Annotated in this window: 27 protein-coding genes; 9 read left to right on the plus strand and 18 right to left on the minus strand. The window is 65.4% G+C overall.

Features of this window, described 5'->3' with window-relative positions; genetic code table 11:
- Positions 1-195: 195 nt before the first annotated feature.
- The 12 genes from thiL to BRADO_RS20665 all read right to left on the minus strand — a co-directional run bounded on the left by thiL (position 196) and on the right by BRADO_RS20665 (position 9,374).
- Positions 196-1,188, minus strand: coding sequence for a thiamine-phosphate kinase (gene thiL / locus BRADO_RS20610; RefSeq protein WP_011927282.1), 993 nt, complete (start codon positions 1,186-1,188; stop codon positions 196-198).
- A gap of 638 nt (positions 1,189-1,826) precedes the next feature.
- Positions 1,827-2,333 carry a transcription antitermination factor NusB gene (gene nusB / locus BRADO_RS20615; RefSeq protein WP_011927283.1) on the minus strand — a complete coding sequence of 169 codons (507 nt, stop codon included), beginning with the start codon at positions 2,331-2,333 and terminating at the stop codon, positions 1,827-1,829.
- Position 2,334: 1 nt separating this feature from the next.
- Positions 2,335-2,826 (minus strand): 6,7-dimethyl-8-ribityllumazine synthase, encoded by a 492-nt coding sequence (gene ribH, locus BRADO_RS20620; protein WP_011927284.1) that lies wholly within the window; start codon positions 2,824-2,826, stop codon positions 2,335-2,337.
- Between the two features lie 219 nt (positions 2,827-3,045).
- On the minus strand, positions 3,046-3,654 hold the full coding sequence (locus tag BRADO_RS20625; protein ID WP_011927285.1) for a riboflavin synthase: 609 nt from the start codon (positions 3,652-3,654) through the stop codon (positions 3,046-3,048).
- The gene (ribD, locus tag BRADO_RS20630) at positions 3,654-4,805 is read right to left on the minus strand and encodes a bifunctional diaminohydroxyphosphoribosylaminopyrimidine deaminase/5-amino-6-(5-phosphoribosylamino)uracil reductase RibD (protein WP_011927286.1); all 1,152 of its coding nucleotides are present in this window, start codon (positions 4,803-4,805) and stop codon (positions 3,654-3,656) included. The genes BRADO_RS20625 and ribD overlap by 1 nt, the downstream gene beginning before the upstream one ends.
- A complete protein-coding gene (gene nrdR / locus BRADO_RS20635) occupies positions 4,802-5,287 on the minus strand; it encodes a transcriptional regulator NrdR (protein WP_011927287.1) in 486 nt (161 codons plus the stop codon). Before nrdR ends, ribD begins: the two co-directional genes overlap by 4 nt.
- 13 nt (positions 5,288-5,300) lie before the next feature.
- A complete protein-coding gene (gene glyA / locus BRADO_RS20640; protein ID WP_011927288.1) occupies positions 5,301-6,602 on the minus strand; it encodes a serine hydroxymethyltransferase in 1,302 nt (433 codons plus the stop codon).
- A gap of 205 nt (positions 6,603-6,807) precedes the next feature.
- Positions 6,808-7,248: a hypothetical protein gene (locus BRADO_RS20645; RefSeq protein WP_011927289.1), complete on the minus strand. Its 441-nt coding sequence runs from the start codon at positions 7,246-7,248 to the stop codon at positions 6,808-6,810.
- 113 nt (positions 7,249-7,361) lie between these two features.
- Positions 7,362-7,583 (minus strand): hypothetical protein, encoded by a 222-nt coding sequence (locus tag BRADO_RS20650; RefSeq protein ID WP_006612770.1) that lies wholly within the window; start codon positions 7,581-7,583, stop codon positions 7,362-7,364.
- Between the two features lie 18 nt (positions 7,584-7,601).
- Positions 7,602-7,826, minus strand: a complete 225-nt coding sequence (locus BRADO_RS20655; protein WP_011927290.1) for a hypothetical protein — start codon at positions 7,824-7,826, stop codon at positions 7,602-7,604.
- Between the two features lie 208 nt (positions 7,827-8,034).
- A complete protein-coding gene (gene ldtR / locus BRADO_RS20660) occupies positions 8,035-8,547 on the minus strand; it encodes a transcriptional regulator LdtR (RefSeq protein ID WP_011927291.1) in 513 nt (170 codons plus the stop codon).
- 359 nt (positions 8,548-8,906) lie between these two features.
- Entirely contained in the window at positions 8,907-9,374 is a 468-nt protein-coding gene (locus BRADO_RS20665; RefSeq protein WP_011927292.1) for a DUF6163 family protein, read from the minus strand.
- 265 nt (positions 9,375-9,639) lie between these two features.
- Between BRADO_RS20665 and hemB the strand changes: the two genes are divergently transcribed.
- The 3 genes from hemB (at position 9,640) to BRADO_RS20680 (ending at position 12,307) form a co-directional block, all read left to right on the plus strand.
- Positions 9,640-10,701, plus strand: coding sequence for a porphobilinogen synthase (hemB, locus tag BRADO_RS20670; protein ID WP_011927293.1), 1,062 nt, complete (start codon positions 9,640-9,642; stop codon positions 10,699-10,701).
- Positions 10,702-10,863: 162 nt separating this feature from the next.
- Complete coding sequence (locus tag BRADO_RS20675; RefSeq protein WP_011927294.1) at positions 10,864-11,412, plus strand: RDD family protein; 549 nt, start codon at positions 10,864-10,866, stop codon at positions 11,410-11,412.
- Positions 11,413-11,530: 118 nt separating this feature from the next.
- Positions 11,531-12,307 (plus strand): arginyltransferase, encoded by a 777-nt coding sequence (locus tag BRADO_RS20680; protein WP_011927295.1) that lies wholly within the window; start codon positions 11,531-11,533, stop codon positions 12,305-12,307.
- A 48-nt stretch (positions 12,308-12,355) separates the two neighbouring features.
- On the opposite strand, the gene BRADO_RS20685 is transcribed toward BRADO_RS20680, so the two are convergent.
- Entirely contained in the window at positions 12,356-13,738 is a 1,383-nt protein-coding gene (locus BRADO_RS20685) for an Nramp family divalent metal transporter (RefSeq protein WP_011927296.1), read from the minus strand.
- Between the two features lie 200 nt (positions 13,739-13,938).
- On the opposite strand from BRADO_RS20685, the gene BRADO_RS20690 reads away from it, so the two are divergent.
- Together BRADO_RS20690 and BRADO_RS20695 are read left to right on the plus strand one after the other, a co-directional pair.
- On the plus strand, positions 13,939-14,730 hold the full coding sequence (locus BRADO_RS20690; protein WP_011927297.1) for a class I SAM-dependent methyltransferase: 792 nt from the start codon (positions 13,939-13,941) through the stop codon (positions 14,728-14,730).
- Between the two features lie 90 nt (positions 14,731-14,820).
- The gene (locus BRADO_RS20695) at positions 14,821-16,047 is read left to right on the plus strand and encodes an MFS transporter (RefSeq protein WP_011927298.1); all 1,227 of its coding nucleotides are present in this window, start codon (positions 14,821-14,823) and stop codon (positions 16,045-16,047) included.
- Here the strand turns inward: BRADO_RS20695 and BRADO_RS20700 are convergent.
- The 3 genes from BRADO_RS20700 to arsC are packed head-to-tail and all read right to left on the minus strand — an operon-like array spanning position 16,044 to position 18,257.
- Positions 16,044-16,478 (minus strand): universal stress protein, encoded by a 435-nt coding sequence (locus tag BRADO_RS20700; protein ID WP_011927299.1) that lies wholly within the window; start codon positions 16,476-16,478, stop codon positions 16,044-16,046. The two genes, BRADO_RS20695 and BRADO_RS20700, sit on opposite strands and share 4 nt — an antisense overlap.
- A gap of 59 nt (positions 16,479-16,537) precedes the next feature.
- Positions 16,538-17,812 (minus strand): adenylate/guanylate cyclase domain-containing protein, encoded by a 1,275-nt coding sequence (locus BRADO_RS20705; protein WP_011927300.1) that lies wholly within the window; start codon positions 17,810-17,812, stop codon positions 16,538-16,540.
- A gap of 34 nt (positions 17,813-17,846) precedes the next feature.
- Entirely contained in the window at positions 17,847-18,257 is a 411-nt protein-coding gene (gene arsC / locus BRADO_RS20710; protein ID WP_011927301.1) for an arsenate reductase (glutaredoxin), read from the minus strand.
- 199 nt (positions 18,258-18,456) lie between these two features.
- Between arsC and BRADO_RS20715 the strand changes: the two genes are divergently transcribed.
- Entirely contained in the window at positions 18,457-19,275 is an 819-nt protein-coding gene (locus tag BRADO_RS20715) for a sulfurtransferase/chromate resistance protein (protein WP_011927302.1), read from the plus strand.
- A complete protein-coding gene (gene chrA, locus BRADO_RS20720; protein ID WP_011927303.1) occupies positions 19,272-20,663 on the plus strand; it encodes a chromate efflux transporter in 1,392 nt (463 codons plus the stop codon). Before BRADO_RS20715 ends, chrA begins: the two co-directional genes overlap by 4 nt.
- Before the next feature lie 9 nt (positions 20,664-20,672).
- Here chrA and BRADO_RS20725 read toward each other — a convergent pair whose 3' ends face one another.
- On the minus strand, positions 20,673-21,647 hold the full coding sequence (locus BRADO_RS20725) for a cation diffusion facilitator family transporter (RefSeq protein ID WP_011927304.1): 975 nt from the start codon (positions 21,645-21,647) through the stop codon (positions 20,673-20,675).
- A gap of 249 nt (positions 21,648-21,896) precedes the next feature.
- Positions 21,897-24,149 carry a DNA topoisomerase IV subunit A gene (parC, locus tag BRADO_RS20730; RefSeq protein WP_011927305.1) on the minus strand — a complete coding sequence of 751 codons (2,253 nt, stop codon included), beginning with the start codon at positions 24,147-24,149 and terminating at the stop codon, positions 21,897-21,899.
- A gap of 364 nt (positions 24,150-24,513) precedes the next feature.
- Between parC and BRADO_RS20735 the strand changes: the two genes are divergently transcribed.
- Together BRADO_RS20735 and BRADO_RS20740 are read left to right on the plus strand one after the other, a co-directional pair.
- Complete coding sequence (locus BRADO_RS20735; protein WP_011927306.1) at positions 24,514-25,344, plus strand: alpha/beta fold hydrolase; 831 nt, start codon at positions 24,514-24,516, stop codon at positions 25,342-25,344.
- A gap of 274 nt (positions 25,345-25,618) precedes the next feature.
- Entirely contained in the window at positions 25,619-25,912 is a 294-nt protein-coding gene (locus tag BRADO_RS20740; protein WP_244422855.1) for a hypothetical protein, read from the plus strand.
- The last annotated feature ends 45 nt before the right edge of the window (positions 25,913-25,957 follow it).

Here is a 25,957-nt window from a genome sequence, read left to right on the forward strand (position 1 = left end):
TCGGCTCTTTGCTTTTTTGAACTACGTCACGCCGCGCTTGTGCGACGCACGCCCCCTTGTCAGGCAGCTCCGGGCGGAACCGCCTCGAACGTCGTGGACCTTGCCAAAATCGCCATGTTGACGCAACGCCGCGACACCTGAACCGCTCCAAATTCAGACGCTTCTTTGGTCGCATTGTGCGGCTGCGAATGGGTCTCAGAAGTGGCTGTAGGACAGCCGTTTCAAGCGGACTGGACGGCCCTGGCCGTCAAGGAAGCGCGGCGCCTGCGTGCCCTCGACGATCGCGCCGATGTCGGTGACGGCGATGCCGGCAGCGACAGCCGCAGTGCGAAATGCTTCGCATTGCGCTGCGGGAACGGTGCAGAGGATCTCGTAGTCGTCGCCGCCGGAGATCAAAGTTTCCAGTTGCACCACGCCTTCGGCAATCAGCTTGGCAGCTGCTGATGAGATCGGAACGTATGACAGAGCAATGTCGGCGCTCGCGGAAGAGGCAGCACAAAGCTTGGTCAGGTCGCCGGCAAGTCCATCGGAGACGTCCATCGATGCCGTCGCGTAGTCCCGCACGGCGGTTGCCAGCGCGCTGCGCGGTTGCGGCACACGATAGCGGCCGATCAGCATTTCCCGCGCGGCGGCATCGGCGTCCAGTACGCCCGCCTCTGCTCTGCCCTGAAGAACGCGCAGGCCGAGCGCGGCATCACCGATCGTGCCAGTGACCATCACCCGGTCGCCGGGTCGAGCGCCGAAGCGGTGCACCATGCGGCCTCTGGGAACACGCCCCCAGGCGGTGACGGATATCATGACGGGGCCCGGCGTTGACACGGTGTCACCGCCGAGCAGCGGGCAGCCGAAGGTCGCTGCGTCCTCGCCAAGACCGCCAGCGAAAGCGGCGAGCCAGGTCTCGTCCTTCTGACGCAGTGCGAGCGTCAGCAGGAAGCCGGCCGGCACCGCGCCCTTGGCGGCGAGATCGGACAGGTTCACCCGCAGTGCCTTGCGCGCGATCGTGTCGGGCGGATCGTCAGGCAGATAATGGACGCCTTCGACGATAGCGTCGGTGTTGACGACGAGGTCGTCACCGCCGGCCGGGATGGCGGCGGCATCATCGACGAGGCCGAAAGCGCCGGGATCGGTCGCCAACGGCTTGAAGTAGCGGGCGATGAGGGAATCTTCGCCGGAGGGAGCCTGGGTCATGCGTGCCCTCCCCACTCTCCGCCGTCATCGCCCGGCTTGACCGGGCGATCCAGTACGCCGCGGCCCCTCCGTATCCCACTGACGTTTCTGGAATACTGGATCACCCGCTTTCGCGGGTGATGACAGCGGAGTGAACACGCTGGAAACGCGCCGGGATCGGTGGCCAGCGGCTTGAAGTAACGCGCGATGGGGGAGTCTTCGTCGGAGGTAGCCTGGGTCATGCGTGCCCTCCCCACTCTCCGCCGTCATCGCCCGGCTTGACCGGGCGATCCAGTACGCCGCAGCCCCTCCGTATCGCACTGACGTCTCTGGAATACTGGATCACCCGCTTTCGCGGGTGATGACAGCGGAGTGAACACGCTGGAAACGCGCCGGGATCGGTGGCCAGCGGCTTGAAGTAACGCGCGATGGGGGAGTCTTTGTCGGAGGTAGCTTGGGTCATGCGTGCCCTCCCCACTCTCCGCCGTCATCGCCCGGCTTGACCGGGCGATGCAGTACGCCGCGGCCCCTCCGTATCCCACTGACGTCTCTGGAATACTGGATCACCCGCTTTCGCGGGTGATGACAGCGGAGTGAAGGCGCTGACCAATTGCCGATCCGCAAGACTCTTTCGCCGAATCCTGCGCCGACTTGCATCGCTACTTCGGTCCCATCTCGTCGCCGCGATACTGACGCGCCAGTTGCTCCAGCACGGCGTTGACCATGCCGGTCTCGTCGCGCTCGACGAAGGCGTGGGCGATGTCGACATATTCGGACACGACGACCTTGGCCGGCACGTCCTTGCGCCGCTCCAGCTCATAGGCTCCGGCGCGCAGCACTGCGCGCAGGATGGCCTCGATCCGCTGCAGCGGCCAGCCGCGCTCCAGCGCGGTGTCCAGCACCGGATCGATCTTGGTCTGGTCGCGCACCACGCCGGAGACGATGTCGCGGAAGAAGGCGGCCTCCGCAGGGAGATACTGCTCGCCCTCGACCTCATTGCCGAGCCAGTGGCTCTCGAACTCGGCCAGCACGTCGTTGATGCCGGCGCCGGCGATGTCCATCTGGTAGAGCGCCTGCACGGCGGCAAGGCGCGCGGCGCCGCGGCGGTTGGCCTTGCGGTCGGTGTTGGCGCGGATCGGGCCCCTGAAGGGTTTGTTCTCGGCCATCTCAGCCTCGCGACAGGCGGCGCTTGATGCGCAGCACGGCGAGCGCAGCGCGGGCGGCATCGCCGCCCTTGTTCATCTCGGAGACGCGGGCACGCGCCCACGCCTGATCCTCGGTGTTGACGGTGAGAATGCCATTGCCGAGCGGCAGGCCGCGCGCGACCGACAGGTCCATCAGCGCGCGGGAGGATTCCTGCGAGACGATCTCGAAATGGATGGTGTCACCGCGGATCACGCAACCGAGCGCGATCGCGAGATCGTAAGGCTTGCCGGTCTTGGCGGCCGCATCCAGGGCGATGGCGATCGTCGCCGGGATCTCCAACGAGCCCGTGACGGTGAGGACGTCGTAGCTGACGCCGGCCGCCTTCAGCTCGGCGGTAGCGCCTTCCAGCATCGCGTCCTGAATGTCGTCGTAGAAGCGGGCCTCGACGATGAGCGCGCGAGCGCCGGTGATGTCGGTCTGGTCTTTCAGCGGCGCGCGCCGTGCGTCTGCCATGTTTACAATCCGTTTTGAAACTGCCTCGCCCTGAGGATCGGCCACTTGGCCTGACCTCGAAGGGCCGAGATCGATTAGGGCCTCATGGTTCGAGACGGCGCCTTCGAAGTGCATCGGTTTCGTCCGGCCTCGCGAGTGCTCGGCCTGCTCCGGTGCATGCGCCTCCTCACCATGAGGAGATGGGCCGGCGTTTTAGGCGCCAGCGTCTTCGATTCCAAGCTACTTCATTTCCGTGAGGCGCGCCGCATAGCGCGCCATCAGGTCGACCTCGATATTGACCTCGCTGCCCGTCTGCCAGGATGACAGCGTGGTGACCGCCAGGGTATGCGGAATGATCAGCACCGAGAAGGTGAGTTCGTCCACGGTGTTGACCGTGAGCGACACGCCATCGAGGGTGATCGAACCCTTGGTGGCGATGAAGCGGGCCAGCTCGCGCGTTGTCCTGAACACGAACCGCGCCATATCCGGCAGGTTCTCGCGGCTGACGATGGTGGCGATGCCGTCGACATGGCCGGAGACGATATGGCCGCCGAGCTCGTCGCCGATCTTCAGCGCGCGCTCCAGATTCAGCTTGGTGCCGACGCGCCAATGCTTGGCGGTCGTCAGCGCCAGAGTCTCCGCGGCGGCATCGACCTCGAACCAGGTCTTTCCGTCGGCAATACCGGACTGCACAACCGTGAGGCAGACGCCATTGTTGGCGATCGACGCGCCATCGGCGATCGTGGACTGGTCGTAAGCGCTGGCGATGCGCAGCCGGTGCAGCTTGCCCTCGGTCCGCGGCGTCAGGCTGACGATCTCGCCGATGTCGGTGACGATGCCGGTAAACATTACACGCGCTCGTAAATCGTAAGGATGTCGGGATCGAGCGTTTCGCTAGCACGAACGCGATAAGCGGGCGACTGCGTGATTGCGGTCAGCGGCAATGCGTCCAGCGCAGCGATGCCATCGGCGCCGATCTCGCGGGGGCCGCGCAGCAGCCAGATCTCATCGACGAGGCCGCTCTGCATGAAAGATGATGCTACGCGGCTGCCGCCTTCGATCATCAGGCGCGTGATACCCTTCTCGGCGAGAGCCTTGAGCACGGCGGGCGGCTCGAGCGCGGAAGGGTCGGCCTGCGGCGGCACGCGGATCACCTGCGCACCGGCGGCGCCTAGCCTTGTCGCGGTCGCAGGCTCCGCCACCTCGGACGCGACGAGCCACAGCGGCGTGGTGCGCGCGGACTGTATCAGACGGCTGGCCGACGGAAGCCGCAGCATCGGATCGAGCACGACGCGAACAGGCGACCGCGGCTCCATGCCCGGCAGGCGGCAGGTCAGCAAGGGATCATCGGCGATCGCGGTGCGCACCCCAATGAGGATCGCATCGCTCTGCGCGCGCAGCAGATGCACGCGCGTGCGCGCGGCTTCGCCGGTAATCGCAACCGGCTTGCTGCCTGCGGCGGCGATCTTGTCGTCCGCCGAGACGGCCAGCTTGAGGATCACCTGCGGCCGCCCATCGCGGATGCGGCGGAAATGCCCGGCATGGTCGCGCTTGGCGTCCGCCGAGCACAGTCCGACCTCGACCTGAATGCCGGCCGCCCTGAGCTTGGCGTGCCCCTGCGCCGCGACCTCCGGATTGGGATCCTCGACTGCCGACACGACGCGGCTGATGCCGGCGGCGATCACCGCGTCGGCGCAGGGCGGCGACTTGCCGAAATGCGAGCACGGCTCCAAGGTCACATAGAGCGTGGCGCCCTTGGCCGCCTCGCCCGCGCGCCGCAGCGCCTCCGGCTCGGCATGCGGCCGGCCGCCCGGCTGGGTCCAGCCGCGACCGACGATCACGCCATCCTTGACCACGACGGCACCGACGGCCGGGTTCGGCCACGTCCGCCCCTGCCCGCGACGGCCGAGCGTCAGCGCCAACTGCATGAAGCGGCGGTCGGCGTCCTTCTGCGCCTTCAGCTTCTCGCCGACCTGATCGACCAGCACCCGGAAGATCATTTGCGGACCGGCGCCAGCCGCGGGGTTTCGTCCTCCGCCGAGAGCTCGCCGAGCACCGCCTCGAAATCCTTGGCCTCGCGGAAATTGCGGTAAACCGAGGCGAAGCGGACATAGGCGACGTCGTCGAGATCGCGCAGATGCTCCATCACGATCTCGCCGATCGCCTCCGACGAGACTTCTGATTCACCGCCGCTCTCGAGCTCGCGCACGATCGCCGACACCATCTTCTCGACCCGCTCCGGATCGACCGAGCGCTTGCGCAGCGAGATCTGCACCGAGCGCATCAGCTTGTCGCGGTCGAACGGCACGCGACGGCCGTTGCGCTTGATGACGGTGAGTTCGCGCAGCTGCACCCGCTCGAAGGTCGTGAAGCGGAAGTTGCAGGTGACGCAGACCCGCCGCCGCCGGATCACCGAGGAATCCTCGGTGGGGCGGGAGTCCTTCACCTGCGTATCGAGGCTGTTGCAGCTCGGGCAGCGCATGTCGCCTTACGCCTTACTGATAGATCGGGAACCGGTCGGTCAGCGCCTTCACCTTCTCCTTGACCGCGGCTTCGACCAGCGGCGCGCTGCCGTCAGGGCCCTGCGCGATCGCGTTCAGCACCTCGGCGATCAGACTGCCGACCTGCTGGAATTCAGCGACGCCGAAGCCGCGGGTGGTCGCTGCCGGCGTGCCCAGGCGCAGGCCGGAGGTGACGAACGGCTTCTCGGGGTCGAACGGAATGCCGTTCTTGTTGCAGGTGATGGCGGCGCGGACGAGCGCCTTCTCGGACACGTTGCCCTTCAGGCCCTTGGGCCGAAGATCGACCAGCATCAGGTGGTTGTCGGTGCCGCCGGAGACGATGTCGAAGCCTTGCGCGCGCAGCGATTCCGCCAGCGCCTTCGCATTCTCCACGACGTTCTTCGCGTAGGCCTTGAACTCCGGCCGCAGCGCCTCGGCGAACGCCACCGCCTTGGCCGCGATCACGTGCATGAGCGGACCGCCCTGAAGTCCCGGGAAGATCGCCGAGTTGAACTTCTTGGTGAACTGCTCGTCATTCCAGAGCATCAGGCCGCCGCGCGGACCGCGCAGCGACTTATGGGTCGTGGTGGTGGTGATGTGAGCGTAAGGCACCGGCGAGGCATGCACGCCACCAGCGACGAGGCCGGCGAAGTGGGCCATGTCGACCAGCAGATAGGCGCCGACGCTGTCCGCGATCTCGCGGAAGCGCTTGAAGTCCCACGGGCGCGAATAGGCACTGCCGCCGGCGATGATCAGCTTCGGCTTCACCTCTTCGGCCTGCTTGGCCACCGCATCCATGTCGATGAGGTGGTCGTCGCGGCGCACGGTGTAATGCGCGGCCTTGAACCACTTGCCGGACATATTGACCGGCGAACCGTGGGTGAGATGACCGCCCGCGGCGAGGTCGAGGCCCATGAAGGTGTCGCCCGGCTGCAGCAGCGCCAGGAACACGGCCTGATTCATCTGGCTGCCCGAGTTCGGCTGGACGTTGGCGAAATTGGCGCCGAACAGCTTCTTGGCGCGGTCGATCGCGAGGTTCTCGGCGACGTCGACCCATTCGCAGCCGCCGTAATACCGAGCGCCCGGATAGCCCTCGGCATACTTGTTGGTCATCACCGAGCCCTGGGCCTCCAGGACCGCCCGGCTGACGATGTTTTCCGAAGCGATCAGCTCGATTTCGTGCCGTTGCCGACCGAGTTCGCCCCTGATGGCGGCGGCGATCTCGGGATCAGCCTCGGCCAGGGTGGCGGAAAAGAAGGAATCGACTGACGATACGGGCTTGGCAGAAGCGGTCATCGGCTGAATATCTCCACGTCCGCAAGGCCTTAAGGAGCCTGCGGTCGGTTCAGTGAAGGCGGTCGGAAAAGACCCCTGCCGTCTACCATACGGGCGGCGGCAGGCCAAGGGAGAGGCGAAGGAACAGGCCAGCCGTTGCGGGTCGGCCGACGCCATTATGCCAGATATGGTGGACGGACGGCAGACAAAAGAGCCGCCGATGGCGCTAGGCACCGCCGCACATGTGGGGGTCGTCCGGCATGGTCCAGGACTCGTTGGTCCTCAGATTGGTGGTCTCGTAGACGCGGCCGCGGTCATCACCCGGCGGGCAGTCCTTGGGGATGGAAACGAGGCACATCCGGACGCGGTCGCCGATCTTGGAATGCGCCAATACTGCGCTCCAGTCGTAGGACACCTGGGTGTGCTTGCTGGTGTACTGCACGAAGCTGCCGCCATCCTTGCCGGGCCTGGGCGGCCTGGACGGCAGCTTCTCGTTGAAGCGGGTCGAGATGGAGGCGATGGTCCGCTCGGCGCATTCCCCGATCTTGGTCGGGTTCTCGACCATCACCGCTGCGGCAGCCGCTGGCGTCGCCGCATCGGTTGCCGGAGTTTCGTTCTGGGAGCAAGTCGCCATCATCAGCAGCGGCACGAACAGCGTGCGCGACATCCCGAACATCTCGCCCCCAAAAAACGAACAACCTGCATGAAACTCGACGGTCTCATACAGGTTGTCGGTATTATGAGGCAAGCGCCCAGCGCGAGCATCTCGCGCCGCGGACATCAGAGGCCGGTGTAGCCCGCCTTCACCGGATCGACGCGGCCGTCGAGCTGGCGCAGATAGGTCAGGCCGCAAACCGTCAGCCGATGCGGGTCGCGCTCGCCGGCCTCAAACAGCGTCTGGATGTAGGCACTGACCTTGCGGCGGGCCTCCTCGCTGGCCGCAGCAGTGCGGTTTGCCAGCAGGTCGTATGTATGCATGATGCGATCGATGGCGGCTTCCATATCATCCCCTCTTGATGATCAGGCCTGACGGGCCATCTCGAACATCGAGATCGCCTTGTTGGCCAGCCTGAGCTTGTTGAATTCTCCGCGGTGGATCAGCTGAACGATGATATCGACGAGCTGTTCGTTCGGCGCGATCGTGTCCGGCAACGCTCCGGACAGACGCAGATAATTGGATGCGATCGCGTAGGAGTCGGCGACCACCTCCACGTTCATCACCTGCATTCCGTGATCGTGCAGCATGATCCGACCTCCGGCGGGGACAAGTCCCGGAGGCGCGATTGGTTCCAGTTCGCAACGCATGTTTCTCGCAGCCGCGAATAGGCGCGCCGCCATCATAAGAAAAAGCGCCGGCCCGTGAGGGCCGACGCGGAGTCGAACTCAGACGATCAACGGCTGTCCGGTCTTGGCTCTCCGATGCGGAGGCCGGCTCGCCGAAACGATGTGCGTGTCAGAGCCGATACAGGATCTGATCGGTCCAGAACCGCTCGAGGCGATGCAGCGACTTGTTGAGCGTGGAGAACTCCTCGCCCGAGATGCCGCCGACCTGCTCCACGGTCTTGACGTGCTTCTGATAGAGCGCGTCGACGATGCGGCGGATCTCCTGGCCCTGCGGCGTCAGGCGGATACGCACCGAGCGGCGATCCACGCGCGAGCGCTGGTGATCGAGGAAGCCGAGCTCGACCAGCTTCTTCAGATTGTAGGACACGTTGGAGCCGAGGTAGTAGCCGCGCGTACGCAACTCGCCGGCGGTCAGCTCCTTGTCGCCGATGTTATAGAGTAGCAGCGCCTGGACCGAGTTGATGTCGGAACGACCGCGGCGGTCGAACTCGTCTTTGATGACGTCGAGCAGGCGGCGATGCAGCCGCTCCACGAGAGTCAACGCTTCCAGATACAGCGACTGGACGGTGCCGCCCGTGCCCGGCGCAGCAGTCTCCACGGCCGTCGCAACGGCTTTCATCATGACACTTCCCCTGTCGTCGTTTTTGTCGACTTATTCGACGAAACTTGTGTCCCGTCTGATAGAGCGAACTTAAGGGGGGTGCTTTGAAGATCGCCTTAAATAAGAGCATAAAGAGAGAATGAATCGCGGAGAGTGAATCGTCTTTTAATTCAGTGATTACAGAGGCTTTTGCAAGAGTCCATTGACGGTCGACGGGCAATGTTCGCGTTTCGTTTCACAGCCCTGTCGCATTCCAAAAGAGGGGAGTGCTGCCCGCTAAGGTCTGTGTAACAGCTGTGGCAGACGCTCTTAAGGTGTTCGAAACATTACCTGCAAGGCGTTGAAAGGATTGACGCCGTGCAACGCTCCGAACCCACCACCTACGGTGGTCGTTCGCGCGCGGCCATCCAGGCGAGCACCAGATAGGCGGCCAGCATGACCGCCTCGCCGCCGACCACCAGAAGGTTGCCGCCATAGATGCCGGGGAACATCAGCTCGATGACCGCCATCGACACGACCGTGGTCAGCCACACCACCGCGCCCCACGGCGTCGCCAGCCAGAGACCGACCGCGGCGACGAGCTCAATCACGGCGAAATAGACCGTGGCGGCCTGCCAGGCCATGGCCTGGTTCTCGAATGCATCGTCCTCGCCGCCAATGAAGCCGGTCACCTGCGCCCAGTGATAGAGGCCCTTGGCGATCGACAGCATCGCCATGACCCGCAGGAACAGCACCAGCCGGCGCGTCCAGACGTTCTCGTCGCCATCCCGCCGCTCCGAGGACATCGCGGCAATCGACATGGCGGCATTGTCGCGCGCCAGATCGCGCGCCGAGGGAATCTCAGCCATGGCAGCTCGCGCGGGTCTGGCACGTGATCGTCGGAAACATCGGGGCTCTCAAGACCAGGAGGATGGCAATTCTTGGCCGCGGCAATTGGCCGGGAATCTCGACCGCGACCGCTGGCCATGCCGCACCGTGAAATCAATCCGGGCAGAAATCAACCCGGGCCGCTTGCGTCAGGTCAAGTGACGTGCGGCGTCCAAAGTGCTACACATTGTTGGAATACCAACAAATCAATCCGGCTCACCGGCCAGCTCAAGGAGCCAGCACCCCATGGCGATCAAATTCGGGCGCCCGATCGATGTGCGCGACGTCGCGCGTAACCCCGCCGCGGGAACACCACCGGTGCTCGATTTGACCATCCGCCCCCGGCGAAACCGCAAGGCGGAATGGGCCCGCCGCCTGGTCCGCGAAAACGTCCTGACCACCGACGATCTGATCTGGCCGCTGTTCGTCGTACAAGGCGACCGGACCCGCAGCACCGTCGCGTCCATGCCCGGCGTCGAGCGGCTGAGCGTCGACGAGATCGTGCGCGACGCCGAGCGCGCCGCCAAGCTCGATATTCCCTGTATCGCGCTGTTCCCCTACACCGAGCCGTCGCTGCGCGACGAGCACGGCTCGGAGGCCTGCAATCCCGACAATCTGGTTTGCCAGGCGGTGCGCGCGATCAAGAAGGAGTTCCCGGAGATCGGCGTGCTCTGCGACGTGGCGCTGGACCCGTTTACCAGCCATGGCCATGACGGGCTGATCAAGGACGGCCGCATCCTGAATGACGAGACCGTCGCGGTGCTGGTGCGCCAGGCGCTGGTTCAGGCCGAGGCCGGCTGCGACATCATCGCGCCATCGGACATGATGGACGGCCGCGTTGGCGCGATCCGTCAGGCGCTGGACCAGTCGGGCTTCCTCGACGTGCAGATCATGGCTTATGCGGCCAAATATGCCTCCGCCTTCTACGGCCCGTTCCGCGACGCGATCGGCTCGGCCAAGACGCTGACCGGCGACAAGCGCACCTACCAGATGGACAGCGCCAACACCGATGAGGCGCTGCGCGAGGTCGAGCTCGACATCGCCGAAGGCGCCGACATGGTGATGGTGAAGCCGGGCATGCCCTATCTCGACGTCGTCCGCCGCGTGAAGGACACCTTCAGCATGCCGACCTTCGCCTATCAGGTATCGGGCGAATACGCGATGATTGCCGCGGCCGCCAACAATGGCTGGATCGACGGTGACCGGGCCATCATGGAGAGCCTGCTGGCTTTCAAGCGCGCCGGCGCAGATGGTGTCCTCACCTATTTCGCGCCGCAGGCCGCCGAGCGGTTGCGCCGGCAGAGCTAATCCCCGGACACGTCGCGGCGGACATTGACCCCGCCGCGAGGCTCGCCGCCGTCAGAAAATCGCGAGACCGCCGAAAATTTGCCGCGGGCGTTGCAAGGATCGCCCCTTGCAAGCGCACGCCGTGTTCCCATGTCCTGTTAGCCAATTCGGGAGGGTACTTCGATGGCGTATACGGGCCCCGGCAATGGCGGCGGCTGGTCCAGCGGCGGGCCCGGCGTACGGCCGCATGCCTACGATCCCGCTGAGCAGCCGGAGCTGTTTCGCGGCGTGCTGATGCGGCGATCGATCGCGTTCCTGATCGATCTCTTGGTGCTCTCGGTGCCGGTGATCCTGGCGCTGATCTTCATCTTCCTGTTCGGCGTGGTCACCCTCGGCCTCGGCTGGGCCCTGTTCTGGCTGGTGTCGCCGGCCTCCGTGGTCTGGGCGATCGTCTACTACGGCGCCACCATCGGCGGCCCGAACTCGGCCACGATCGGCATGCGAATGATGGATCTGCAGTTGCGGACCTGGTACGGCGCACCGGGCTATTTTGTGCTCGGTGCCGTGCATGCGGTCTGCTTCTGGATTTCGGTTTCCGTGCTGTCACCGCTGGTGTTGCTGATCGGGCTCTTCAACGGACGCCGCCGCCTGCTGCACGACTTCGTGCTTGGCACGGTCGTGATCAACACATCGGTACGGGCGCAACTCGGCGAACCCGCGCGTATGTGGTGAGACCTGAGGTGGCGCATCAAAAGCGATTGACCGGCCGTCTTCGGAGCGCAATTCTGTTCACGTTCACCGTTTCACGTTCCTCTTGTTTCACGTCCGCTTTGGAGGCTCGCGACATTCCTTGACCCAACATTCGCGTGACACCCCGCAATTTTACCTGACCGCCCCCTCCCCCTGCCCCTATCTCCCCGGGCGTCAGGAGCGGAAGGTGTTCACGCATCTGGTCGGCGACAAAGCCACCGACCTCAACGATCTCCTGACCCATGGCGGCTTCCGCCGCAGCCAGTCGATCGCCTACCGTCCGGCCTGCGACCAGTGCCGCGCCTGCGTCTCGGTCCGCGTGATCGCCAACGAATTCCGTCCCTCGCGCAATTTCCGCAAGGTGCTCGCGCGCAATTCCGACCTTGTCGGCGAGCAACGCAGCGCCGTTCCGACCTCGGAGCAATATTCGATCTTCCGCAGCTATCTCGATCAGCGCCACCGGCACGGCGGCATGGCCGACATGACCGTGCTCGACTATGCGATGATGGTCGAGGACAGCCATGTCGAGACGCGCATCATCGAGTACCGCCGCCGCAACCTCAGCAACGGGCCGAATGCGCGCGGCGGCGAGCTGGTGGCGGTGGCTCTGACCGACGTGCTCAGTGATGGGCTGTCGATGGTGTATTCGTTCTTCGACCCCTCGGAGACGACGCGCTCGCTCGGCACATTCATGATCCTCGACCACATCGCCCGCGCACGGCGCCAAGGGCTGCCTTACGTCTATCTCGGCTACTGGATCGAAGGCTCGAAAAAGATGGACTACAAGAGCCGCTATCTGCCGCAGCAGCGCCTGGCGGCTGCCGGCTGGCTCCGCGTCGAGGCAGAGGGCGGACCAGCGCCGGAGCCGCAGGAGTGACAAGGGGCGAGTAGCGGTTCCTATGCCCTACTCCCCATCCGCCTCTCTTCATCCCGCCGCGAGATCCCATACCAGCTTGGCGTTGAGCACGATGATCGCCACGGCGATTGCGCCGGCGATGGCCGTCAACCAGCGCGGCGCCACGAACTGGCCCATCTTCGAGCGGCTCGCCGTGATCAGAACCAGCGGCACGACGGCGAACGGCAGCTGCAGGCTGAGCACGACCTGACTGAGAATCAGAAGCTGTCCGGTGGCCTTTTCGCCGGCCCAGATCGTCACGACAACGGCTGGCACGATCGCGATCATCCGCGTGATCAGGCGGCGCAGCCACGGCGCGATCCGCCATTGCAGGAAGCCCTCCATCACGATCTGGCCAGACAGCGTGGCAGTGATCGTCGAGTTCAGGCCACAGCACAGCAGCGCGATGGCAAACAGCGTCGGCGCGAGCGTCGATCCCAGCAGCGGCGCCAGGAACGCATGCGCCTGGTCGAGCTCGGCGACGTCGTGCTGTCCGGTCTTGTGGAATGTGGCCGCGGCCAGGATCAGAATCGAGGCGTTGATGGTGAGCGCCAGACACAACGCGATCGTCGAATCGATCGTCGAGAGCGTGATCGCCTCGCGCTTCTCCTCCGGGCTATCGCCATAGCCGCGGGTCTGCACCAGCCCGGAATGGAGATAGAGATTGTGCGGCATCACGGTCGCGCCGAGAATGCCGAGCGCCAGATACAGCATTTCGGGATTGGCGATCAGCTGGCCGCTCGGAACGAAGCCCTTGATCACCTGCGCCCAGTCCGGCTGCGCCATCGCGATCTGGATTGCGAAGCACAGCGCGATGATTCCGAGCAGCGCAACCACGAAAGCCTCGATCCAGCGAAAGCCGAACGCCTGCAGCGCCAGGATCAGGAAGACATCGAGCGCGGTGACGCAGACGCCGATCGACAGCGGCAGCCCGAACAGGAGGCTGAGCCCGATCGCGGTGCCGATGACCTCGGCCAGATCGGTCGCAGTGATTGCGATCTCCGCAGACAGCCATAACGGCACCGAGACCCAGCGCGGCGTCGAGTCGCGACAGGCCTGCGCCAGGTCGCGCCCGGTTGCGACACCCAGCCGGGTGCATAGCGACTGCAGCACGATGGCCATCAGATTGGAGAGCAGCGCGACGGAGAGCAGCACGTAGCCGAATTTGGAACCGCCGGCGAGCGACGTCGCCCAATTGCCGGGGTCCATGTAGCCCACGGCCACGAGATAACCAGGCCCGAGAAAGGCTATCAGCTTCCGCCACAGCGAACCTTTGGCGGAGGTTCGAACCGACGCGAACATGTTGCCCAGCGACGGCTCGCCGCGCGCGTTGCGCCACCCGTCGGTCATCAAGCCGTCACCCGGCGAAACCATGGCATGGAGTTGCGAAAGGTCTGGCGATTTGGCGTCCATCGCACCATCCTGAACGAAGCCGACCTTTAATGCAACTTATTTGCAAAAGCGGCTTGTGTGAATGATGCCGTCCATGGACCAGTGGAAATATTCCCATACCGCTCCATCATCGGGACCGCTGGCTCTTGCCGATTCGTGCGTGGCGCGAAGACGGCGCCTCGGCGACGACCGGCCCTATTTTCCCAATGACGGGATCCAACATGCTCGCACCTCAACTCGGTCTCCGGCCCGTTTCGAACGCATCCGTGCCCTGCAAGATCTGTGACGGTCCTGCCGACCTCTATGGCGTCGTCGACATGAATCGCCCCTGCCAGACCGCGCAGGCGCATCGGGTCTCGCTGACCGGCGTACCGATCTATTACCGCCGCTGCGCCGATTGCGGCTTCCTGTTCACGGACGCCTTTGACGACTGGAGCATCGAGCAGTTCAAGACCCACATCTACAACGACGGCTATGAAGCCGTGGATCCAGACTATCGGATCAAGCGGCCCACCGACAATGCGGCGGCCGTGGCGCGCTTCTGGGCGCCGCATAAAGCTGGCATGCGTGTGCTCGACTTCGGCGGCGGCAACGACGTGTTCTGCACCAGCCTGCGCGCCCATGGTTTCGCCGAAGCCGTCACCTACGATCCGATGGTGCCGGAGCATGCGACCCGCCCCGAAGGCCGATACGATCTGGTGACCTGCTTCGAGACGCTCGAGCATGTGCCCGATCCGCTGGCCGCGATCGGCGCGATGGCGGCCTGCGTGGCCGAGCCGGGTGCGGTGTTCTACTCGACATTGACCCAGCCGGACGACTTCGACACTCAAGGCATGTCCTGGTGGTACATCGGCCCGCGCAACGGCCACATCTCGATCTACACCAAGCATGCGCTGGCGCTGGCTTGGCACAAGTTCGGCTTCAAGACCGCGCCGCTGAATGCCGGCACGCATCTGGCGTTCCGTACCTTGCCCGAGCAATGGGGACTCGCGGAAGCGCCGACAGCGGGCTGAGCGGACGGCGACGGCTCTGATCGGAAAGCGGGTGGGCGCGAGGGCCCGCCGCGCTGATGATGGCCGCATCATCACCTCAGGTCCCCCGACATGCCGCCGTCCTCTGCCCTGCCCGCCAAATTTCATCGTCTCGCCTGGTCCAACCTCACAGCACAATCTGCCGAGCAGATCGCACTCGCCGCCGCGCCGATCGTCGCCGTGCTGGCGCTCGGGGTCGGCGAGGGCGAGACCGGAATCCTGCAAACCGCACTGACTGCACCGTTCGTGCTGTTCGCCATCCCGGCCGGCCTGCTCGCCGACCGCATGCCGCGACGGCTGCTGATGGCTGCCGCCGAAGCGCTGCGCGCGCTGGCGCTGCTCGCGATCCTCATGGCCTTCGCGGCCGGTGTCCTCACTTTGCCGCTGCTCGCCACCCTTGGATTTGCGGCGGTGTGTGGCACCGTCGTGTTCAGCGTCGCCGCGCCCGCTCTGGTGCCGAGCCTGGTTTCCCCCGCGCAACTGGCCGCGGCCAATGCGCGGATCGAGCTGGCTCGCACCGTTGCCTTCGCGGCCGGGCCCGCGGTCGGCGGCATGCTGGTCGGATGGATCGGCGTCGCGCCCGCCTTCGGCGTCGCCGCCGCGCTGTCGCTGATCGCCACCCTGTGCCTCGCCGGCATCACCGAGCCGGTCCGCCCCCCGGCGCCGCGCCGCCATCCGTTCGCCGACATCCGCGAGGGCGCCGCGTTCGTCTTGAACCATTCGCTGCTGCGGCCGGTGTTCGTGACACAGTTCATCTTCAACACGGCGCACTTCCTGCTGCTCGCGGTGTTCGTGCCCTATGCGGTGCACCGGCTCGGCCTGTCGGCGGGCGGCGTCGGCACGGTGCTGTCGATGTTCGGCGTCGGCATGGTCTGCGGCGCGCTCCTGGCAACACGCATGCTGCGACGCCTGCCGTTCGGCACCGTGATCGGGCTCGGTCCTGTCACCGGCTTTGCTGCCGCGCTGATGATGGCGCTTACCACCTTCTTCCCTTCTCCTCTTCTTGCCGCACTGAGCTTCTTCATGCTCGGCGCGGGACCCATCCTGTGGGTGATTTCGACCACCACCTTGCGCCAGTCGGTGACACCGGCGGGACTGCTCGGCCGCGTCTCGGCCATCAACATCCTGAGCTACGGTGCCCGCCCGGCGGGCTCGCTGCTCGGCGCCATCGTCGGGGGCCGCTACGGCGCCGACGCCTGTCTCTATCTCGCCGCGGGAATTTTCGGCCTGCAGGCCCTGATCATCCTCACCTCGCCCGCGGTTGCGATCGCGCGCCAGCCGGAGCCGCAGCCGGCCTAGCGATAGACCAGGATCGGCACGGTCGAATGCGTCAGCACCTTCAGGGTCTCGCTGCCGAGAAGAGCGGAGACGCCGCGCAGCCCGTGCGAGGCCATCAGCACCAGGTCACACCCATGATTGCGCGCCGTCTCGACGATCGCCTCATAGGGCTTGTCGTGCTCGACGCAGAGCGTGGCGCAGGCAACGCCCGCCTGCTCTGCATCCTCCTTCACGTGATCCAGATATTTCGCGGTCTGATCGGCCACCAGCGACTTGTATTGTGCGAGCGCCTTGGTGGCAGCGTGCGGATCGACGACGAGGGAATGCAGAGGCGTCGACACCACCAGCGCCGTGACCTTGGCGCCCGTCGCCCTGGCCAGCGCGACGCCGTGCCTGATCGCGGCCCTGGACAGATCGGATCCGTCCGTTGGTAGCAAGATATGCGTGTACATGAGCGTCTCCCCGGCGGACGATGCTGGGCTAACAAGGCTCCTGGGGGCATTGACGTGGGTCAAGGATGCGACATCTCGTCGGCCAGATAGCTTTCATAGGCGCGCGTCGCGGCGGGATTGGCTGCGATCTCCGGGTCGAGCGTGTAGAGGTCCTGCGCCCGACCGATGCCGCGCAGCGCGTAGCGACCGGTCGACACCATGTAGCGCCGCCCCTCGTCGTCGAGGCCCGCGCAGAACTCCGAGGAGGCCAGCAGTTCGCGATCCACCGAGCGGCACATCGAGGCGATACGGCTGACCTCGTTCACTGCCGGTCCCACCACGGTGAAGTCGAGCCGGTCGTCGCTGCCGATATTGCCGTAGAACACCTCGCCGAGATGCAGGCCGACATAGGCCGACGTGACCGGCCGGCCTTCACCGCTCCGCCGCGCATTGAGCTTTGCGATGTTGAGGCGGAAGCGGTGCTCGGCGCGCAGCGCCGCCTGCCGGGCCGCGCTCATGTCGCCGCCGGTGAAGATCGCCAGCACGCCGTCGCCGATCAGCTTCAGCACGTCACCGCCGGCCTCGTAGATCGCATCGATCGACGCCTCCGCATAGTCGTTCAGCAGCGGGATGATTTCATCCGGCGAGATGTTCTCTGAGATCGCGGTGGAGCTGCGCAGGTCGGAGAACCACAGCACCGCGTTGATGCGCTCGGTGACGCCGCGGGAGATCCGGCCCCGCAGCACCTGCTCCGAGGCGTCGCGGCCGAGATAGACGCGGCCGAGCGTGCGCACGATGTCGACCTGCTGCGCCGATTTGACAGTCAGCGCCAGCAGCGGAACAAGGTCCCGCAATGCTTCGATCTGCGCTTCCGTGAAGCCGCCGTCGGATCGCGTCAGCCAGTTCGAATAGAAGCAATCCATCTGGCCGAGCGTGCCGGCCTCGCCGAAGCGGTGCACGAAGGCGAGGTAGTGCCGATGCCCCTGTGCGGACAGCTCCTCGATGACCGGAAAATCCAGATGCGCCGCGTTCAACAGGTCGATGCGGAACTCGTCGTCGCCAGTCTCTAGCATGTGATGGAAGACCGAGCGCCGCCAGTTCTGGGCCGCCTCGCCCTCGTTGCTCGAGCCATATTCGAAGGTGTCGGCCTCGTTGGTATCATAATCGTTCCAGCGGAAACCGCGTCCCTCGAAGATCGGATGCAACGTGTCGATGATCGCGAGGCTGCGCGACAGTTCGAGCCCCGCTGAACGGCAACGCTCGCAGAAACCGCGTAGAATTTCGTTTTCCGGCACGCCGGTCAGGCTTTGGGAAACAAGCCAGCTGATCAGATCGCGGCGGGCTGATAGGTCCATGCATCCAACTCGTCAACGCTGGTTTTGACAAACATCACTTCGCAGTCCAGCTCACCACCTCGCCATCCTCCTTGGTGAAGGAGGAGACCGGACGATCGAGCAGGTCGAGCACAAGCTCTGACGGACGGCACAGCCGCGCGCCCTTGCCCGTCACCACGATCGGCCGGTTGATGAGGATCGGATAGACGAGCATCGCCTCGATCAGCTGGTCATCGGTCCATTTGGGGTCGGCGAGCCCGAGGTCGGCATAGGGCGTCCCCTTTTCACGCAGCACGTCTCGCACCCTCACGCCCATCGCATTGATCAGGGCAATCAGCTGCTCGCGGCTCGGCGGCGTCTTTAGATATTCGATCACATCCGGCTCCTCGCCCGAGGCGCGGATCATCGCCAGCGTGTTGCGCGACGTGCCGCAGGCAGGATTGTGAAAGATCGTTACACTTGTCAAAATCAGTCCCCGACTTCAAAAGAAGCGCGTCCTATGAGGCGCGCCATCCATGTTAGCACAGCGCAATGCAACTCCCGTGCACCATGATTGACAGGGCGCCCGGGTTCCGCTGTAATGTTCTGCATGGGGACTTCGCGATCTCCCCACGAGGCGACATGCCCAAGTATCGCGTCCCGTCATTCTGGCACGAGGACGCATCATGTCATCCTTCGCATCGATTTCTCCCGACAAGCTCATCCGTCTGATCGGAACACCGCAGGCGCCGCTTCTGATCGATGTTCGCACCGTCGAGGATTTCGCCGCAGATCCGCGGCTCGTCCCCGGGGCGATTCAGCGCCCCGCGCTGGAGGCTCCGCAGTGGAGCACGGAATTCGCCGGCCGCTCCGTGGTCGTCATCTGCCAGCGGGGCGCCAAGCTCTCGCACGGCGCCGCGGCCTGGCTGCGCGTCGCCAAGGCCACGGCTGAAAATCTCGAGGGTGGCTTCGAGGCCTGGAATGCCGCGGGCTTTCCGCTCGTTCCCGCAGACAGACTGCCGCCGCGCGATGCCGATGGGCGAACCGTCTGGGTGACCCGCGCCCGGCCGAAGATCGACCGCATTGCCTGCCCCTGGCTGATCCGCCGCTTCGTCGACCCGCAGGCCGTGTTCCTGTATGTCGCGCCATCCGAGGTCATGGCGGTTGCCGAACGCTTCCAGGCCGCGCCGTTCGACGTCGAGAACACCTTCTGGAGTCATCGTGGTGAGCTCTGCACCTTCGACGTGATGGTCGAAGAATTCGGGCTGACGACCCCTGCGCTGCAGCGCCTTGCTGTCATCGTCCGCGCGGCCGATACTGCTCGGCTCGATCTCAGCCAGGAGGCGCCGGGCCTGCTCGCGGCGTCGCTCGGTCTGTCGCGCATGTACGATGACGATCTTTCTCAACTCGACGCTGGCCTTGGCCTGTATGATGCGTTCTATCGCTGGTGCCGCGACGCTACGAGCGAATCGCACAACTGGCCGACCAACAAGGTGAAGCCATGACCGAGCTGGTCTCATCGACTGCCCCCACTGAAGCTGATGCCGGCCACGGCGTCAGCTTTGCCGAGGCCTTCAAGGTTTGGTTGCGGGTGGCGTTGCTGTCGTTCGGCGGCCCGGCCGGACAGATCGCGGTGATGCACCGGATCATCGTCGACGAGAAACGCTGGGTGTCGGAGAGCCGGTTCCTGCATGCGCTGAACTACTGCATGCTGCTGCCTGGACCCGAGGCACAGCAGCTCGCGACCTATATCGGCTGGCTGATGCACCGGACGGCGGGCGGCCTGATGGCGGGCGGCCTGTTCATCCTGCCCGGCATCCTCGCGATCATGGCGCTGAGCTGGATCTACGTCGCGTTCGGCCATGTCTGGTTCGTCGAGGCGCTGTTCTTCGGCCTGAAGGCCGCGGTGCTCGCGATCGTCATCCAGGCGGTGGTGCGGGTCGGCAGCCGCGCCTTGCGCAACAATGTCATGATCGGGCTCGCGGCGGCGGCGTTCGTCGCGATCTTCTTCTTTGCGGTGCCGTTCCCGGTCATCATCATCGCCGCCGGCTTGATCGGCTATCTCGGCACCCGCGCCGGCCGGCCCGAATTCGCCGCAGCGGGTCATGGCTCCAACACCAATGGCGATGGCGACAGTGCACTCGGCGAGAATCTGCCCGCGCACGCCAGGCCGGACAAGCAGCGCACGCTGCTCACCGCGCTGATCTGGCTCGCGCTGTGGCTGGTGCCGGTGGCCACGATCGTTGCGGCGACGGGCAGCGGCAGCACGTTCAGCCAGATCGCGCTGTTCTTCAGCAAGATGGCGATGGTGACGTTCGGCGGCGCCTATGCGGTGCTCGCCTATGTCGGGCAGCAGGCGGTCGAGCACTATCATTGGCTCACCCCGCCGGAGATGCTGGACGGGCTCGGCATGGCCGAGACCACGCCAGGCCCGCTGATCATGGTGCTGCAATTCGTCGGCTTCGTCGCCGCCGCGCGCGATCCCGGTTCGCTGTCGCCACTGATCGCCGGCACGCTGGGCGGGCTGCTCGCCACCTGGGTGACGTTCGCGCCGTGCTTCCTGTGGATCTTCGTCGGCGCGCCGTATATCGAGCGGCTGCGCGGCAACAAGGGACTCGCGGGCGCGCTCGGCGCGATCACCGCGGCGGTGGTCGGCGTGATCCTCAATCTGTCGATCTGGTTCGCGCTGCATACGCTGTTTCGCCAGACCATCCCGATCAGCGGCTTCGGACTCGACTTCGACGCGCCCAGGCTTTCAAGCGTCGACGGCGCCGCGCTGGTGCTGTCGCTGGCCGCGGCGCTCGCCATCCTCCGCTTCAGGCTGGGCATGCTGACCGTGCTCGGAGCGTCCTGCGCCGCCGGCGTGCTGATCAGGCTGGCGGGTTGGAGCTGAGGCATCGGCTCACACCACGTCGGCGGGCGCCAGCTTGCACGGCTTGCCGTCGGCCTCGATCTGCAAGGTCGGATGCTGGATGTTGAAGCGCTGGGACAGCTCGGCGCAGACGCGATGCAGGAAGGCGTCGTCGGTGCCGCCCGGCCGCACCAGATGTGCGGTCAGCGCGGTCTCGTTGGTACTCATCGCCCAGATGTGGAGGTCGTGCACCTCGCTGACGCCCTCGAGCGAGGCGAGATAGTCGCGCACCTGCGGCAGCGCGATGTCGCGCGGCACCGCATCGAGCGCGAGGTTGACGCTGTCGCGGGCGAGATCCCAGCCGCTGAGCAGCACGACGAGCGCGATAACGAGGCTGACGACCGGATCGACCCACAGCCAGCCGGTCCAGATCGTCACCAGCGCGGCAACGACGACGCCGAACGACACGGCGGCATCCGCCGCCATGTGCAGATAGGCGCCGCGGATGTTGAGGTCGGTGTCGCGGCCGCGCATGAACAGCATCGCGGTGGCGCCATTGATGGCGATGCCGAGCGCCGCGACCCACAGCACGGTGACGCCGGCGACATCGCCGGGATTGCGCAGCCGGTCGAACGCTTCGACCGCGATGCCGCCGACCACGAGCAGCAGCAGGCCGGCATTGATCAGCGCGGCAAGGATGGACGCGCGGCGATAGCCGTAGGTGTGGCGGTCGGTCGGCCGCCGCCCGGACAGCCACAGCGCGCCCCAGGCCAGCAGCAGCGACATCACGTCGGAGAGATTGTGGATCGCGTCGGAGATCAGCGCCAGCGAGTTCGCGGCATAGCCGAAGATCAGCTCGGCGATGACAAAGGCCGTGTTCAGCGCAACGCCGATCGCGAAGGCCGCGCCGAAGCTCGTGGGCGCGTGGCTGTGGCCGGCGTGGGAGTGGGAATGAGAATGCGCGTGGGCGTGATCGCGGGAATGATCATGGTCGTGGTCGTCGTGATCGGAATGCGACTGCGCCATGCGACCTAACACCCGCTGCTCAAGACCAGCCTCGATGTCGTCCCGGCGAACGCCGGGACCCATAGCCACCGGCGGCAATTAATTGGCATGCGCGTCGTTCCAGCCCGCCCATTCCTACATCCTGTGGCTATGGGTCCCGGGTCGGCGCCCCACGCGCTATGCGCGCGGGGCTTGCCCGGGACGACGACCTTTTCTGTCGTCGCGGTGAGTGGCAGACCGAAGAGGTGTTCGATCGTCACTCTGCCCGCCTCACTCGATCGGCCGGTTGAACTTGTTCGACTTTGGCAGGCCCTGCGCGATACGGCCGGCGTCGGCGCGGTTGCCGCGGTAGTCGGCGAGCTCCTTCCAGCTCAGGCCCTGGTCGCGGCCGGCGGAATCCTTCCAGGCCAAGCCCTGCTTCTGCTCGAACGTGGTGACGTCGGAGAGCTGGGCGCTGGTGTATTTCTGCAGGCGGACGCCGCGGCCCCGCGCCATCTCCGGCACCTGGTCGAGGCCGAACACCACCATCTTGTGGTTGGTGCCGATGACCGCGACCTGATCGCCGGTGACCGTGCAGATCGCGCGCGCCTCGGCGGGGGCCGTCACGTTCAGCACCTGCTTGCCCTTGCGGGTGTTGCTGACGCAATCCTCTTCCTTGACCACGAAGCCCTGGCCGTCGGAGGCCGCCACCAGGAACTTGCGCTCGCCCTTGGTGACGAACATCGACACGATCGAGGCGTCCTGGTCGAGATCGATGAACATGCGGATCGGCTCGCCATGGCCGCGGCCGCCGGGCAGCTTGCCGACATCGAGCGAGTAGAACTTGCCGTTGGTCGCGAACAGCAGCACCTTCGAGGTGTTCTCGGCAAAGAACGATTGGCCGAGCTGGTCGTCGGTCTTGAACTGCAGGTTCGACAGATCGGCGACGTGCCCCTTCAGCGTCCGCACCCAGCCCTTCTCGGAGACGACCACCGTGACCGGCTCGCGCTCGATGAAGGCCTCCTCGATGGCGGCGAGATCGTGCTCCGGCGCGTCGGCGAAATTGGTGCGACGCTTGCCGAGCGGGGTCTTCGGCCCGAACATGTCGCGCACGGTCTTGACCTGCTCGCCGACCTTGGCCCACTGCAACGGCTCGGAGCCGAGCAGCTCGTTGATGCCCTTGAGCTCGCCGCGCAGGTTCTTGTCCTCGGTGCGGATCTCCATTTCCTCGAGCTTGCGCAGAGAGCGCAGGCGCATGTTGAGGATGGCCTCAGCCTGCACCTCGGTGAGCTTGAAGGTCTTCATCAGGACCGGCTTCGGCTCGTCCTCGGTGCGGATGATCCGGATCACCTCGTCGATGTTGAGATAGGCGATCAGATAGCCGCCGAGAATCTCGAGCCGGTTCTCGATCTGCTTCTTGCGGTAGTTCGAGCGGCGCAGCAGCACGTCGCGCAGATGATCGAGCCATTCGCGCAGGCACTCGGCGAGGCCGACCACCTTGGGAATCTTGCCCTTGATCAGCACGTTGAGGTTCAGCGGAATCTTGCTCTCGAGATCCGTCAGCCGGAACAGCGACTCCATCATCAGGGCGGGATCGACGTTCTTCGACTTCGGCTCGATCACGAGCCGCACGTCCTCGGCGGATTCGTCGCGGACGTCGCCGACCAGCGGCAGCTTCTTCTCGTTCAAGAGCTCGGCGATCTTCTCGACCAGCCGCGACTTCTGCACGAGAAACGGAATCTCGGTGATCACGACCACCCAGGTGCCGCGATTACCCTCTTCCTGCTTCCACTTGGCGCGGACGCGGAACGAGCCGCGGCCGGTGGTGTAGGCCTCGATGATCGACTCCTTGGAGTCGATCACGGTGCCGCCGGTCGGGAAGTCCGGACCCTTCACCCAGCGCAGTAGCGCGCGCGACTTGGCGTCGGGCTTTTCGATCAGATGCAGTGCGGCGTCGCACAGTTCGGCAGCGTTGTGCGGCGGGATCGAGGTCGCCATGCCAACCGCGATGCCCTGCGCGCCGTTGGCGAGCAGGTTCGGGAAGCCGCCGGGCAGCACCACCGGCTCCTTCGACTGGCCGTCATAGTTCGGCCGGAACTCGACGCCGTCCTCGTCGATGCCCTCGAGCAGGAGGCGCGCGACATCGGTCATGCGCGCTTCCGTGTAGCGGTAGGCGGCCGGGTTATCGCCGTCGATGTTGCCGAAATTGCCCTGGCCGTCGACCAGCGGATAGCGCGACGAGAAGTCCTGCGCGAGGCGCACCATCGCGTCGTAGATCGCCTGGTCGCCATGCGGATGGAACGAGCCCATCACGTCGCCGACGATCTTCGCCGACTTCTTGAACGCGGTGCCGGGATCGAGCCGCAAGAGCCGCATGCCGTAGAGGATGCGCCGGTGCACGGGCTTGAGGCCGTCGCGGGCATCCGGCAGCGCCCGGTGCATGATGGTCGACAGCGCATAGGCGAGATAGCGCTCCTCCAGCGCGTCGCGCAGCGCGACCTCGTGAATCTCCGCAGGCTCCGGCGGAATCAGTGATTTTCCCATTCGCGTAGAGCTTTCAGTGGGTTAGCCCAAATCAGGGGCTGACGTGAACGATTTGGGAACAGGCTTTATGCGATCGCGGGCCGCGGCGCAACGATGGGCTCGCCCGGTTCCGCCCGGCGATTCACGGCGATGTGCCGCGGAACCGGGCGGCCGTCGAAGAAGCGAACGATCTCGCCGCGCACCCCGCAGTCTGATCAGCTCATCAAATGAGCAGCGATCGCGCACGTCCACCGGACGCAACAATGTCGCACATCCATCAGTATTACTGAGAGCGTCACCAGCACTCGCTAAGGTGACGTTCGCATCCTCGCAAGGCGACAGCGCGGAGCGACACACGATTGCGCCCCATCAGAAAGGCAGACCCATGAGCTCAGGATTCGTGACGACATCGGACGGCACGCAGATCTTCTACAAGGACTGGGGCTCGGGACAGCCCATCGTCTTTCATCATGGCTGGCCGCTGTCGTCGGACGATTGGGACGCGCAGATGCTGTTCTTCCTCGCCAAGGGGTTTCGCGTCATCGCGCATGACCGCCGCGGCCACGGCCGCTCGAGCCAGACCGAGAATGGCAACGAGATGGACACCTACGCGGCCGACGTCGCCGCGCTTGCTGCGAAGCTGGACCTGAGAGATGCGGTTCACGTCGGCCACTCCACCGGCGGCGGCGAGGTCGCGCGCTACGTCGCCAAGCACGGCAAGGGCCGCGTCGCAAAGGCCGCCCTGCTCGGCGCGGTGCCGCCGATCATGCTGAAGACAGCTAACAACCCCGGCGGCCTGCCGATCGAGGTGTTCGACGGCTTCCGCACGGCGCTCACCGCCAACCGCGCGCAGTTCTTCCTCGATATCCCGACCGGCCCGTTCTACGGCTTCAACCGCGACGGCGCCAAGATCTCCGAAGGTGTGATCCGCAATTGGTGGCGCCAGGGCATGATGGGCGGCGCCAAAGCGCATTACGATTGCATCAAGGCGTTCTCGGAGACCGACTTCACCGAGGACCTGAAGGCGATCGACGTGCCGGTACTGCTCATGCATGGCGAGGATGACCAGATCGTGCCGATCGACGATTCCGCGCGCATCGGCATCAAGCTGCTGAAGCATGGGACGTTGAAGACCTATCCGGGCTTCCCGCACGGCATGGCCACGACGCATGCCGACGTGATCAACGCGGACCTGCTGGCGTTCATCAAGGGGTAGCTTCCCCCTCGGGGTCGTCGCCCGGCTTGACCGGGCGATCCAGTAATCACCAGCGGTCATGATTGAGCCGATGGGCCGCGGCGTACTGGATCGCCCGCCTGCGCGGGCGATGACGACTGAGACCGGAGCGACATACAACTCATCATCAGACGCGTCTCCGCGCTCCCGCGACACTGTGAGCGCCCGAGCTATCCAATTAGGTCACCCTCTCCACTCAGAGGGCGCAGGGAAGGCCGGACCTCGGCTGAGGTCCGTGGCCCGCCTGCGAGAAAGAATGCAGGCGGCAGGTACCACGGGTCAGCCGGACGACCCGGCCTTCCCTGCGCGATGGGTTGACGATTTATACGCAGTCTCCCTGGTGTCCGGGCTTTTAGCCACCATCGCCCGCGAGATGCACGAAGGCATCGACCGCGAACTTGACGCCAGCATCGGGGCGCCGGGACGCTGCGACTTCATCGTCCTGCCGAACTCGTTCGTCCGCGCGCAACCGACGCGCTGCGAGCCGACAGGCCACCGCATCCCCGCCTCGCGTGTCGTGACGATCGCGCGCAAACGCCCCTCCGAGTGAGGCGGGATGGGCTGAAACATCCGCCTGATTTGCCCGACGGCACAA

Source organism: Bradyrhizobium sp. ORS 278 (genome assembly GCF_000026145.1).
Lineage (GTDB): Bacteria > Pseudomonadota > Alphaproteobacteria > Rhizobiales > Xanthobacteraceae > Bradyrhizobium.